Source organism: Weissella koreensis KACC 15510 (assembly GCF_000219805.1).
Taxonomy (GTDB): domain Bacteria; phylum Bacillota; class Bacilli; order Lactobacillales; family Lactobacillaceae; genus Weissella; species Weissella koreensis.
Genome location: NC_015759.1, coordinates 1,038,571 through 1,052,445, shown reverse-complemented (window position 1 = coordinate 1,052,445; position 13,875 = coordinate 1,038,571). Strand labels below are relative to the sequence as shown.

At 36.0% G+C, this 13,875-nt stretch carries 12 protein-coding genes; all 12 read right to left on the bottom strand.

Annotation, left to right across the window (positions count from 1 at the left end; translation table 11 throughout):
- Nucleotides 1–217: 217 nt before the first annotated feature.
- The 12 genes from WKK_RS05040 to pstB all read right to left on the bottom strand — a co-directional run bounded on the left by WKK_RS05040 (nucleotide 218) and on the right by pstB (nucleotide 13,866).
- Complete coding sequence (locus tag WKK_RS05040; RefSeq protein ID WP_006845031.1) at nucleotides 218–418, bottom strand: cold-shock protein; 201 nt, start codon at nucleotides 416–418, stop codon at nucleotides 218–220.
- 256 nt (nucleotides 419–674) lie between these two features.
- Nucleotides 675–1,718 (bottom strand): linear amide C-N hydrolase, encoded by a 1,044-nt coding sequence (locus tag WKK_RS05035; protein ID WP_013989668.1) that lies wholly within the window; start codon nucleotides 1,716–1,718, stop codon nucleotides 675–677.
- A 301-nt stretch (nucleotides 1,719–2,019) separates the two neighbouring features.
- A complete protein-coding gene (locus WKK_RS05030) occupies nucleotides 2,020–2,475 on the bottom strand; it encodes a GNAT family N-acetyltransferase (protein ID WP_006845029.1) in 456 nt (151 codons plus the stop codon).
- Between the two features lie 140 nt (nucleotides 2,476–2,615).
- A complete protein-coding gene (locus WKK_RS05025) occupies nucleotides 2,616–4,076 on the bottom strand; it encodes a peptide MFS transporter (protein ID WP_013989667.1) in 1,461 nt (486 codons plus the stop codon).
- A 336-nt stretch (nucleotides 4,077–4,412) separates the two neighbouring features.
- The gene (gene smpB / locus WKK_RS05020) at nucleotides 4,413–4,886 is read right to left on the bottom strand and encodes an SsrA-binding protein SmpB (protein WP_013989666.1); all 474 of its coding nucleotides are present in this window, start codon (nucleotides 4,884–4,886) and stop codon (nucleotides 4,413–4,415) included.
- Between the two features lie 17 nt (nucleotides 4,887–4,903).
- Complete coding sequence (rnr, locus tag WKK_RS05015; protein ID WP_013989665.1) at nucleotides 4,904–7,285, bottom strand: ribonuclease R; 2,382 nt, start codon at nucleotides 7,283–7,285, stop codon at nucleotides 4,904–4,906.
- 73 nt (nucleotides 7,286–7,358) lie between these two features.
- Complete coding sequence (gene secG / locus WKK_RS05010; RefSeq protein WP_006845025.1) at nucleotides 7,359–7,595, bottom strand: preprotein translocase subunit SecG; 237 nt, start codon at nucleotides 7,593–7,595, stop codon at nucleotides 7,359–7,361.
- A 100-nt stretch (nucleotides 7,596–7,695) separates the two neighbouring features.
- Nucleotides 7,696–8,949 (bottom strand): tyrosine--tRNA ligase, encoded by a 1,254-nt coding sequence (gene tyrS / locus WKK_RS05005; protein ID WP_013989664.1) that lies wholly within the window; start codon nucleotides 8,947–8,949, stop codon nucleotides 7,696–7,698.
- A 311-nt stretch (nucleotides 8,950–9,260) separates the two neighbouring features.
- Nucleotides 9,261–10,970 (bottom strand): septation ring formation regulator EzrA, encoded by a 1,710-nt coding sequence (locus tag WKK_RS05000; RefSeq protein WP_013989663.1) that lies wholly within the window; start codon nucleotides 10,968–10,970, stop codon nucleotides 9,261–9,263.
- Between the two features lie 256 nt (nucleotides 10,971–11,226).
- Entirely contained in the window at nucleotides 11,227–12,126 is a 900-nt protein-coding gene (locus tag WKK_RS04995; RefSeq protein WP_013989662.1) for a sulfite exporter TauE/SafE family protein, read from the bottom strand.
- Nucleotides 12,127–12,410: 284 nt separating this feature from the next.
- Nucleotides 12,411–13,085, bottom strand: coding sequence for a phosphate signaling complex protein PhoU (gene phoU / locus WKK_RS04990; RefSeq protein ID WP_013989661.1), 675 nt, complete (start codon nucleotides 13,083–13,085; stop codon nucleotides 12,411–12,413).
- Nucleotides 13,086–13,107: 22 nt separating this feature from the next.
- Nucleotides 13,108–13,866 carry a phosphate ABC transporter ATP-binding protein PstB gene (gene pstB / locus WKK_RS04985; RefSeq protein WP_006845020.1) on the bottom strand — a complete coding sequence of 253 codons (759 nt, stop codon included), beginning with the start codon at nucleotides 13,864–13,866 and terminating at the stop codon, nucleotides 13,108–13,110.
- Nucleotides 13,867–13,875: the final 9 nt, after the last annotated feature.

Here is a 13,875-nt window from a genome sequence, read left to right as displayed (position 1 = left end):
TTTATTTTATCATAGAATGTGAACAAATTGGTAATTAGTTATTCTTGATATTTAACTAATATAAAATTATAGATCTAAATTAATTCCAATTTGCATCTAAGAAGGGCGTCCCCTTAAACCATCCTAGGGCAAGAACATCAATAGCCCTAAATTCAAAAAATTCATACAAAAAAAGCAGTACATAAATGCACTGCTTTTTTATTTAAGCACTAAAGAATTAACCCTTAGTAACGTTAACAGCTTGCAATCCGCGAGCTCCTTCTTCAACGTCAAAGTTAACTTTTTGTCCTTCGTCTAATGACTTGAAACCGTCAGTTTGAATAGCTGAGAAATGTACGAATACATCTCCACCATTTTCGCGTTCGATAAATCCAAATCCCTTGTCTGCGTTAAACCATTTTACTGTTCCTTGTTCCATGTGTGAAACCTCCTTGGCACTTGCCATACTTAAATAATAATAAATCAAAAATCAATGTGCCATACATTCGGTAAAACATAAAACAAAATTGCTTTTTAACTCTGTAATTATTATAACACCGTCATATTCAAAAAGCTACATTTTAATTAAATTAAATTATAATTTTTTTATTTTCAAATTCTTCTTCTCTAATATTATCGCACTGAATGGCTCTATAATCAAATCAAAGTCCCTATTCATAGTATAAAATAATTTATCAATGTACATTAAAATGATATACCTTCTTATAATTATGTCCAGTCGCAATATCTAGTTGTAGCTTATCTTGTTGATAAACGGCACTCCATTGTGTGACCATGGCTTTACTATTATCACCTTTATCCTCTAAATGTGTAGCCTTTAAAAGATCCATTGATTGTTCTGGTGTCAAAATACCTTTCTGATCTTCTAACTTTTCCGTCGCGATTTTATAACGATCTTGACCTTTTCCTTGACCATACTTTTCAGGACTCAAATAAAAATTCGTCGCAACTTGATAGTTCTTATCAGATGGTAAGACCTTCATTTGATTATTAACATATTCAACTACAACACTTTTTCCTCGTTTATCCGCAATTTGAAAATGATATGTCGCAGTTGAAGAACTATGCATATCATACTTTTTCAACAAATTAACAGCTTCATCTGTCGTTTTGGCCTTGTCTAAAATCATACGAATAGCAACAGTAGTATTAATCCCTGGCTTACCCGTGTTCTGATTCGTATTTTCATCTTGCAATTTTAATACTGCAACACTTAGTCCTTTTTCATTCATTCCATCTAATGGAATATAAGGGGCAACTAATGTCATTAAACGCCCCATTGGTTTGTTCATTCCCTCTGCTTTAATCCCGATCAAGCCAGGATCAACTACAGAAATACTTTCATAATCATTTTTAGGTTTAGTCCGGACAACCATGACTGGAGCGTTATCTAAGTCAAAATTACGGGCAAAAGTTTTATCCCCATTTGGAGTAGTCGCATTAAAGGTTGTACAACCTAAATTCGGAACTTTTATTTTCACCGGAATACCATGCAATAATTGTTTCGTTGCAAAATCAGCCAATTCTTGATCATTATCAACTCCTTTTTTCAAAATTTTATCTAAAGCATAATCTCCACGATAATTCATTTCATAAAAAGGTTTATCATTAAGTTTTTTCGTCGTAGCTATTGTTGTTATCTCATTTCGGAAAACAATCCCAAAAACTACCAACAAAAAAACTAGAACCAAGCCGACCCACATTAATATTTTTTTCATAAAACTACTCCGTTTTTATCTTTTGTATGAATTAAGTAAATAAATTCAATCTAACCGCTCTAACGCTAATTAATTTAACCAATATTTCAAATTATAAAACTTTTATTTTCAAAAAGAAATATTTATTTATTCCAAACTTATTGCAATTTTTGGTAATAATTATTGTTATATAAAAAAAGTTCAGATATATAGAACTAATTTTCTAATCTGAACTTATAATGATTTTATAATTTGCTTGCTTGAAATAAAACATTATTGCTTTTTGGATAGCCCATTCAATTTAACTAAAATTAAATCCACCTTATTCAACTAAAGTCATGTCTATATGTGGAATTCCGTCTTCTAGATATACGTCTGATTGCGTTTTAAAGCCAAAAGAAGCATAAAAATTACGTAAATAATTTTGAGCAGCAATTTTAACTGTACGTTTTGGAAATTGTTTATGAATGTGGTCTATTGCCGCTGTAACAATCGCCCTTCCCAATTGTTGTTGGCGATATGATTTAACAACTAAAACGCGTCCGAAGCTAATTGATTTTCCATCATCATGTCTAACCACGCGAGCATAAGCCGCAACTTGATCATTTTTTTGATCTTTTAAAATAACATGCCATGCATCTTCATCCTTATCATCAATTTCTTGATAGGGACAATCTTGTTCCACCACAAAAACTGCAACACGTTCTTGCATGATTTTAATCATTTCCAAAGCCGATAAATCGGCATTTGACTTAATTTCAAGTTTAAAACGATCCATTGTTATAATCCTCCATTTCAGTAAATAAGCTCTAATCCAAACTACTCATACTCTTATTAAAGATAATTTTAAACGTCTTTAAATAAAAAGGGTAATAAAAACCAAATTCATGGATTTTTATTACCTAACTAGTTTAATTTTTAATCTACTCCATCCATCAAACGTACAACCATTTTTACAAGAAACAACATAATAATTCCTAACACAACAGCCACGATTCCAAAAATAAGGAAGTATGAAACCTCTGTCTTTGGTGTGTACAATCCAACAAATTGTGCGTTCAACGCTGATCCAGCTGCTGCAGCCAAGAACCAAAGAGACATCATTTGTGAATTAAAGGCCCGTGGTGCTAATTTAGTAGTGACCGAAAGACCCACCGGTGAGATTAACATTTCACCAAAAATAATTAACGCCCATGATCCCAAAAGCCATAATGGTGATACACGAGTAGCAGTTCCCCATAGACTTCCTGGGATTGCAAGAAGTAAGAATGATGCTCCCGCAAAAATCAATCCAACCGCAAATTTCATTGGTGACGAAGGCGCATTTTTACGCCAACGAGTCCACATTGTAGCAAAGAAAGGCGTATATAACATAATAAAGAATGGATTCAACGATTGGAACCAAGCAGCTGGAAACCATGAATGGATTGTTCGTGTTTCCGCAAAGGTTGCTAATACGACTGATCCCTGCTCTTCTAACGCCCAGAATAATACAGCTCCTAAGAAAAGTGGTATATATGCCAATACTCGTGAACGTTCTGTTCTGGTTACCTTCTTAGAAGACAACATTTGAGTAAAGTAGTAAATCGGAACTAAAACTGCAATGATAGTTAGTAAATTAATATAATCTGTAATATTATTCCAACCCATCATCATCATAACAGCAACAACCACTACCAAAGCAACGATTCCAGAAACAGTTTTAATAATTAAAGGTTTAACTTCATGAGCTTCCAACGGATCAGTAGGTTTTAGCCCATCCTTTGGTAAGTTCTTTTTACCACCGAAGTAGTATTGAACCAATCCAAGGAACATCCCAATTGCTGCTAATCCAAAGGCTGGATGGTAACCAGCATTTTGTTGTGTCCAACCAACCAACAAAGGTGCAATAAATGAACCCAAGTTAATTCCGAAAACAAAAATTGAAAATCCGGCATCCCGACGTCGATCTTCTGGCCGATACAGTGAGCCAACCATCGACGAAATATTTGGTTTCAAAAGTCCTGTTCCTATAATGATCAAGACAATGGAAGTGAACAAAGCTGAAGATCCAAATGGTAGCGATAAGACAATGTGCCCTAGCATGATAAAGACTCCACCAATGAAAACGGCTCGCCTAGAACCAATCACTCGGTCAGCTAAGTAACCACCTAATGCACCCGTCAAGTAAACCATCGAGGCATAGATCGCCATCACTGATGCAGCCACGGCCTTAGTAATATTTAAATCACCAACCGCAATTAAATGCCACATGTAGTAAAGTAAAATTGCTCGCATTCCATAATAAGAAAAACGTTCCCACATTTCTGTCATAAACAGAGTTGACAAACCAATTGGTTGTCCGAAAAATTTCTTTTCTTGCTTTTGTTCAGTTTCCATACATACCCCATCCTTTTTATTATTAATTCTTATTAAAATGTCCTTTTTTAATAATGTTCTCATTTTAGCAATTAGTTTTATCTTTGACAAGCACTAAATTAGTTTTACAGAACATATATTCTCATAAAATCAAATTAAAGGTTGCGCTTAGCCTGTTTTTGATTTTAAAATTAATAAGTTTTTTTCACATATAATTCTAATTACCGAATTATACAAGATACATTTAAGTTATTTTGACAATAAAAAAGAACCTAGGACAATTTTTACTCCAGGCTCTTAAATAAATTAAATATATTTTTTTATAAGATTTCAACAAATGTTAATAAACTCAGTTGATTAACGAACACTACCTTTAAACTTACGTTGTAGATCACGATCTTGATCTCGCCTTTTAATAGTTTCTCGTTTATCAAACCGCCGCTTACCAGTTCCAACCCCAATTAAAACTTTAGCAAAACCGTGATTAATATAAACCTTGAGTGGCACAATTGTGACACCTGCTTCAGACGAAGAGCGTTCTAGTTGTTGAATTTCACGCTTGTGCAATAATAAACGCCGTGGGCGCAAAGGTTCATGATTAAATTGGTTTCCTTGCGCATAAGGTGCGATATTGACATTATCCAACCATGCCTCACCATGTCTAATTTGAACAAAGCCATCAGCAATGGTAATTTGACCTGCACGAACAGATTTAATTTCAGTTCCAGTGAGTGCCATCCCAGCATCATATGTAGCACCGATAGCATAATTATAGCGTGCTTTATTATTGGTCGCTAAATACTGTTGTGTTGTTTTTTTAGATTTGGCCATGGTTAACCTCCCTGATTTTAGTGTCGGCCTTTCCGATTAGCATTATCTCTTGAATCATTAGGCTTACGACGGTCGTTAAGTGTCCCAAGTGCTTGACCGTTATTATGTCGTTGATTAGTACCTTGGCTCTTCTTAGCATTTCCACTATTATATTTACCATTACGTGGCTTATCATGGTGATTCTTATTGTTCTTATCACCATAACCACCTCGATGTCCATCAGCTACTTTGATATCAGTAATTGGTGCTGCATCGGGATCAACCAGAACAAAATCAAGTGAACTTTGTTCCTTATTAACACGAACTAATTTCACCTTCACTGCTTGTCCAATTTGATAAATATGATGGAATCGGCGACCAATTAAAGCCAAATGACTCTCATCATACATATAATAATCATCAGTTAGATTAGAAGTATGAATTAGGCCTTCAACAGTGTTGTCCAATGAGACAAACATTCCAAACTTCATTACACCATTAACAACTGCATCAAATTCTTGGCCAACCTTATCTTCCATAAATTCGGTCTTTTTCATTGCATCAGTATCACGTTCAGTATCAATTGAACGACGCTCGCGCATTGAAGTATCATTTCCAATTTCAGCTAACTTATCGCGATATTTTGCTTGTGCTGCTTCATCAGTTCCATTCTTCTCATACCACTTGATCAAACGATGAACCGTTAAATCTGGATAACGACGAATTGGTGATGTAAAGTGAGTATAATACTCAGCCCCCAATCCAAAATGTCCCAAAGATTCATTTGTATAAGCTGCTCGTTGCATTGAACGAAGCATCATTGTTGAAACCATTTGTTCAGATGGCAACCCCATAAATTCATCATGAATTTTTTGGAAATCCATCGGCTTAACTTTGTTTGGATCGGCATTAACTTTACCACCCAATGCTTTCACAAATTCAAAGAAACGAACACTTTTATCCAAATCAGGCGTAGTGTGGACTCGGTATAAGAATGGTACCTTCAATTGATCAAAATGCATGGCAACTGTTTCATTAGCTGATAACATAAATGATTCGATAATTCGTTCTGAGAGTCCTCGTTCACGAATTTGAATATCTGTAGGCTTACCAGCAGCATCAACAATAATTTTGGCTTCTGGGGCGTCAAACTCAATTGCTCCACGATCAATTCGCTTTTGAGCTAAAATTTTATGCAACTCTTCCATGGTTTCAAACATTGGAACCAAATCAGCATATTCCTCACGAGTTTCTTCATCCCCATCCAAAATTGCATTAACCGCTTTATAAGTCATTCTTGCGTGTGATTTCATCACAGACTGATGCAATCGATAATCAACAAGCTTACCCTGCGGCGTAAATTCCATTTCAGCTGACATTGCTAAACGTTCAACCCCTGGATTTAATGAAGCAATTCCATTTGAAATATTACGAGGTAGCATAGGAATGACGCGATCAGTCAAATAAACTGAAGTTCCGCGATTATAGGCTTCGGCATCCAAAGGTGTACCTTCAGGAACATAATGAGAAACATCAGCAATATGCACTCCCAAATGAAAGTTACCATTTTCTAATTTCCAAACAACTACCGCATCATCCAAGTCCTTTGATTCAATTGAATCAATCGTAACCAAAGGTTGATCAGTAATATCTTCGCGTCCTGCCCATTCAGATTCTAAAACATGGTCAGGAATAGCTTCTGCTTGTGCCAAAACTTCCTCATCAAAAACAGCTGGAACCTTATGTTGATGCACGATTGCCATGATATCAACCCCTGGTTCATCTTTGAATCCAATGGTTTCTGAAATAACTCCATTCATATGCTTAGGCATCGCTGGTGTAGGATATTCTTTGATTTGAGCCACAACAACTTCACCATCGTTAGCGGTCACTCCACCTTCACTTACTAAGAAATTATAATTTGCATTTTTCTTATCCGTTATATTAATCGTTCCAATATATCCAGTGTAATCAGAACCCAATTTAAATTCACCAACCACTTGATTCAAATCATGACTAATGATTTCTTCTACGATTCCTTCAGGGCCTCGACCATCATCGGCATCCCCCTTCGTTAACAAAGTCACTCGAACTTGATCCAAATTTAAAGCTTGAGCTGTATTATCTGGATTCACGAAAACATCTTCCGTTAGACCATCTACAGCCACAAATCCAAAGCCTTTCGCATTAGAACGGAAAGTTCCTATGTATCCTTGGCTCTTTGCATTATATTGGAAAGCCCCATCAATCTCGGCAATTTGTCCATCACGTTCCAATTGAGCCAAGGCTTGAACTACCTGTGTAAATCCATTTACGTCATTTAAACGTAAGCCATCCGTTAAAGTTTGAGCGGAATAACTTTGCGTATTATTAGCTTTTAAAAAGCCAAATAATTTTTTTTGTAATTGTTGTGCGTCCATTTTTTATCTTTTTCCTCTGTTTCTAAAATAAAACCCTCTCGCAACGTATCACGAGAGGGAAATGCGCTATTCGTTAGTGTGCTGAAAGATATACCAAAGCCAATCCCAAGAGGAACCAAATAGCTCCTAATACGGTTGTAGCACGTTGCATCACAGCTTCAAAACCTCGTGCTTTTTGGGTTGCAAACAAATCTCCGCCACCACCTGATAAGGCCGACAAAGCATCTTGTTGCTTTGATGGCTGCATTAATACAGCAATAATAATCAAAATTCCGACAACAATCATTGCCGTCAATAATGCGTTATACATTTAGCTGCGCCTCCTTTAGATATCCTATCTACTGGTAGATTTTAGCATACCGCAAACATAACTTCAAGTTTAAGCAATAGTTTACGTTCAAAATTAAAAACTAGTTTAAAACTCCAACTGCCCACTTCTTCTTTCCACGCTTAACAATAATATATTGTCCATCATACTTGCTTTGTGGATCAATTTCAGCTGTATCATCTTTGATTTGAACACCGTTAATGCGAATAGCCCCATCTTTAACTGCGCGGCGGGCAGCAGTCTTTGATGTTTCTAGTCCAGCTGCCACGATTAGATCAAGTAGCCCAATTTTATTTCCATCTTGTTTAAATGTTGGAACATTTCCTGCTAGAGTAGCTACTTCTTCTACTGTAAGTTGACTTACATCCCCATTCCCAAACAAAATTGAGGTCATCAATTCTGCCGTTTTCACAGCTTGTTCCCCATGCACAAATGAGGTCACTTCTTGCGCTAACCGAACTTGAGCTGTACGTTTTGCAGCATCATTTTGCATTTCATCCATTAATTCTGCAATCGTTTCTTCCGATAAGAAGGTAAAGTACTTAAGCATTTTTTCTACATCATTATCTGCTGTATTAAGCCAGAATTGATAGAATTCAAACGGAGTAGTCTTAACTGGATCCAACCAGATAGCTCCCCCTTCGGTCTTACCAAATTTTGTTCCATCTGCCTTCAATAACAATGGCACTGTCAATCCATAAGCTTGGGCATCATTACCTTCCAGACGATGAATTAGATCAATTCCACCGGTAATATTTCCCCATTGGTCGGATCCTCCAATTTGTAACCGAACATGTTCATTTTTCCAAAGATGATGAAAATCAATTGATTGTAGAATTTGGTAGGTAAATTCGGTGAATGAAATTCCAGCTTCAAGTCTTGATGCTACAACATCTTTGGCTAACATTACGTTGATAGGAAATAACTTTCCGTAATCACGCAAGAAGTCCAACAAAGTCATTTCACCCAACCAATTTTTATTATTTGTTACTGTAAAACCATCTTTACCAAATAAACGCTCCATTTGCCCCGTAATTTTTTGGACGTTTTGATCCACTGCACTTTGATCTAATAATTTGCGTTCTTGCTTCTTACCAGAAGGATCACCAATTGAACCGGTTGCTCCCCCGATTACGATCACTGGCCTAACACCAGCTAATTGTAGGCGCTTTAAAATCATAAAAGGGATTAAATGTCCAATATGCATAGAATCTCCTGTTGGATCAATTCCTACATAAGCTCCGATAGTTTCATTTTCGATCGTATTTTTTAATCCTTCCGCATCAGTAACCTGATTAATGGCTCCACGCCACTTTAATTCACTTAAAACGTCCATCTGTAAATCCTCCAATAATAATATTTATTTCAATAAAAAAGCACCCCAATAACAAAAATGTCATTAGGGTGCAACTTAATACACGGTACCACCTAAATTGTGACTGTCTAACAATCACCACTTGGCATCTTGATATCGCTAGATGAAGCGGAAAACTATATTATTCATGAATGTAATTCAAATTAATTTTAGGTATCGCTTGCACCAACCGCCATATCTCTAACATGTCCTAAATTAATTCTACTCAGTTCCTAGCTTTCATGCTAATTTTAACATACTTAAATCTAGTGCTACAAGTAATTTTAATAAATTTAGATAAGCCGATTTTGGTTGTTTTGTTCTCTTAAAATTTCGGTCGTTCCTGGTTCAATTCGATCTAACGCTTGTCCCAAAACCTCAACGGCTTTTTCATAATTATAAAACTGATTATATTCCACCTGAGCATTTTGCACAGCTTGAACTACTTCAGGATATTCCCGATATTGGTTAGCCTTATGCAATAATATCCCAGTTAATGTGGCATTGGCGAGTAGCTCATTAGTAGCGACCTGCAGATTATCTAGATCCGAGCCAACAATACTAACTTGGCGTTGTAAGTCATCAACATTTACCCGCGGAGCATTGACTTGTTGTTGTAACTTATTCAACATTTCCGAGACTTGATCAAAGAAATTCAAATAAGTCGTGGGTGCTCCAGGTAATCCTTGTCGCTCAACACGTCGCTTAATCTTGCGCATAGATTCAACAAATAATTCAACTTTATTTTGAGCAGTTTTAACAATTTCAGGCAAAACTTTTAAACTATCCCAAAGTCCAATTTGTTGTTCTTCAACTTGATCCAATTGATTTTCATCTACCATTAATTTTTCTGTTAATTGTGAAAATACAACTTCCTTCTTATTAATACCTAGTCGAATGCTATCTAAATCTTTTTCAACTTGTAACAGCTGACGTGATAAATCACGAATACTATTTTCTTCATCATGGTTGAAAATGTAATTTTGATTTAATTGTCCAACTAACTGGTTCAAATTTTGGTTTTGCTGTTGCAGATGTCCCAAATATTCTCGTAATTCGTCTAACTTTTTTTGTACAGTTTGTGATGCCTGGTATTCATTCTCAAAAGTTTTATAAATTTGATTAATTTCTTGATGTAAAGTTGTTAACTGCTCTTGAACCTTTTTAAGTGTCAAATTCTTTAATGCTTCTAAGGTATTCTTGCGATCTTCTTCAATTTGTTTAAGTGCCTGCTCTACGAAATTATCTTTGAATGTAAATCCCTGTTCCATCATTTGATCAAAAGTCGCTTGTAGCTCTTCTTGTTGTTCTGGAATTGTGGTACTCAAATCTTTAACCAAACCCGGAATTTGATCCATCCGTTCTTCTAATTGGTTAGTCTCCATAGCCAATGATTCATATATTTCTGAGGCGGCTACATGATCTCCATTCTCCGTACGATTAGAAAATTCAGAAAACTCATCTTCTAATTCGCCCAAAATATCTTCTAATTTATCTAATGTATTCCCAAAAATAAAATTTTGTGACAACAAAGTTTTTCGTAAATTTTTATATTTTAGTTCTAAATCTTGAACCGCTTGCTTGTGTTCTGCATCAATTTGTTCCAAATCAGTTAAGCCTTGATTAACAGTATCAATATCGCGTGCAACCTGATCAACACGCTTTTTCAAATTTCGTAAGTCTTGATTAGTTTGCCAGATATTAAATCCCTGGGCTGATGCTAACACTTGATCAGCCTGTTGCTTCACATCATCAAAATCTGTAGCCACAATTCGGTTATATAAAGCTTCGTTTTCTTGAAAATCATCTAAAGTTTGTCCCATGAGACTCATTTTACGACCTTTAACCAGTCGATCTTGCATTGGAATATCCTTTAAAGTTTGTAGCTTAATCATTAATTTAGCGACTTGTCTTGTTGTCAAACGTTGCGTGACAAAAATAAATAAATATATGGCCGCTATTACCACAATTAAACCAATAACAATGTGTCCTACTTGGGTCATCTTGCTTTACTGAAACGTGCCCGCCACGTCCAAACTCCTTTTTCTACTTTTCCTTGATTTTAATTTAACATGTTTTGCCACTACAAACTGTTTTTGACCTCGAGCTTTATTAATTCTTGAAATTCCTTTATATAATATTAATATTTAACAATTGTTTTATGAAGTTTTTCAGACTTTATATCAAAAAAATTATCAAAACAAAAAGGCAGGAATAAAATTATTCCCACCCGTTGGTTCAATTACATCCATTTTTACCTTAATTATTTTCAATCGATTTTTCCATTGATAATACTTGCCGTGATTCTTTCCAAAGACTATAAGCTGTCCATAAGGAAAGGATAACGATTCCATAACGCAAAACTGAAAGATTAATATTTTTAACTAAGGTTGCTGCCACAACCACACCAGCAATTCCACCCAAAACAATCATGCCAAGACCACGCCATTGAATTCGCTTGGTTTTAATAAATCCAGTTGCAGCTGTAGTCATGACAACAGCTGAATTCATCATCATTACGGGGTAAGCCACTAGAGGGTTCATCCCCATCAAAGAAAAGAAAATTAATTCAGGCGTGTAATTTCCTAGGCCCAACGTCATTAAAATTCCCAGCAAAAAATTAAAAGCAAACCCTAACCATAATTGCCAACCAACTAAAGCGTTTTTCCCCATCGCTGGAATTGGTAAAAAGAAAATATTATAAAGCATCACAAGGGCTGCAATAACTAACATCCATGCTAACACCCCGCGAATTTTTTGCGCATCCCACCCAGCTGTTAACCGAGGTCCAATGACAGCTCCTAAAACAGATGCTACCGTCATCACTATAAAAGTAGGCCAATCAATTTTAACTGCTGTGAGAAAAAATAGCGCCTCAAACATCGTTGGTACGGCATGTACGGCGTTCATTGTTCCTGGTAACTTCCGATCGTCATCTAAAAAATTAGTTACCTTAAATGCCGCCGTGGTTGTTGCAAAGCTTCCCACTCCAATAGTATCACCAAAATCAGTGATAAACCCGATGATAAAAGCTTTTATTCCACCCTGGCGTAACTTTAACCCAGCTTTTTTGATCTGACGGTAGTAGACAAACAGCATTATCGCAATTCCAATTACCAAAACGATCTGTAAGCCTCGCAAAATTAATGTATCATTCATACTTTTCCCCTAATATTTTTATCAAATTAATTAACTATCTTTAATATGCTACCAAAATTTTTAACAAACGGCGCGTTACCCTATTTCAAGCTCTCCCAAAATAAAAAGGAGGAATTGGATAAAATATCCCTATCCTCCCTATAAATTAATTTTTGTAATACTTTCACAAACGTAATTTAAAGCTGGATTTCAATTATTAAACATCCCTTTGATCATTATTATTACAGATTAATAATCTAAAACTAATTCAACATATCTAAAATAAGCATTTAACTCTATGATGTTTAGATAAAGCTTGAAGTTCCTGGATTTAATTCTACAATTTTACCAGTTCGCTTATAGATCACCCACTCAGCAATATCAGTAACATAGTCTGCTGTTCGCTTCAAATATCCTCCTACTACCAAATAATCGGTGGCAGCTTCAACATTTTCAGGATCGGCTTTCATAGCTTCAATCGCTAAATCGCGAATTGCTTTAGTAGAATTTGCCACTACCATAGCCACATCAGACATTGAAGTTGCACCAGCGGCATCATCACTAATGTAATAAGTTAAAACATCGGCCACCATCCTAGCAACCAAAGTCCCAGTTTCACCAATTTGCTTTTCAATTTTCGCCACACGCCGGTTTCCCTTAACGTGAATGGTTGATAAAGCAATATTTCGGGCATTGTCACCAATGCGCTCTACTACTGAAACAGCTTTTAAAATAGTCACAATTTCACGTAAATCTGTGGTAACTGGTTGATACAAAGCGATCATTTCAAAACTCTTTTTTTCTAAAGCAATCTCACGTTGATTAATCGCTTTATCATTATCAATGATATCTTGTGCGCTGTCACGGTCATGGTCCAAAAAGGCTTGTACAGAGCGTTGAATCGTCTCAGAAACTAATAATCCCATTTCTTTAAACGATGTATCTAGATCTGCTAATTCTTCATCAAATAATCGACGCATAGCGGTTCTCCTTTAATTTTTATTATCCAAAACGGCCCGAAATGTAATCTTGTGTCATTTCTTGGTCAGGATTAAGAAACATTTTTTTAGTATCATTCACTTCAATCAAATTACCTTGATTAAAAAAGGCAGTCCGATCTGAAATGCGGGAAGCTTGCGACATCGAATGTGTCACAATAATCATTGTATATTGATCTCGTAATTGCATCAAAGTATTTTCCACCATGTTAGCTGACACAGGGTCAAGCGCTGAGGTTGGTTCATCCAATAGCAAAATTTCCGGTGAGGTGGCTAATGCTCGCGCAATGGAAACTCGTTGTTGTTGTCCTCCAGACAATGAAAGGGCTGATTTATGTAAATCATCTTTAACTTCATCCCAAATAGCTGCAGCTTGCAAAGACTCTTCGACCTTTTCATCAAGTTGAGCTTTATCTTTAATTCCTGCAGTACGCATTCCAAAAGCAACATTATCATAAATTGAAAAAGGAAACGGATTCGGTTGTTGAAAGACCATTCCGATCTGCTTGCGTAAATCAACCGTGTCCATCGTTGGAGCATAGATATCTTCACCATTTAACAGAAAGGTTCCCGTTACGGTAACGTAATCAGTTAAGTCATGCATTCGATTCAAAGCCCGAAGATAAGTTGACTTTCCTGACCCAGATGGACCAATCAAGGCGGTTATTCCATAACGATCATAGTCTAAATTAATCCCATGTAACGCTTCTTTTTCCCCATAATAAAGGCGGACATTTTCTGTAATTAATAATTTTTCACTCATTGATATCAC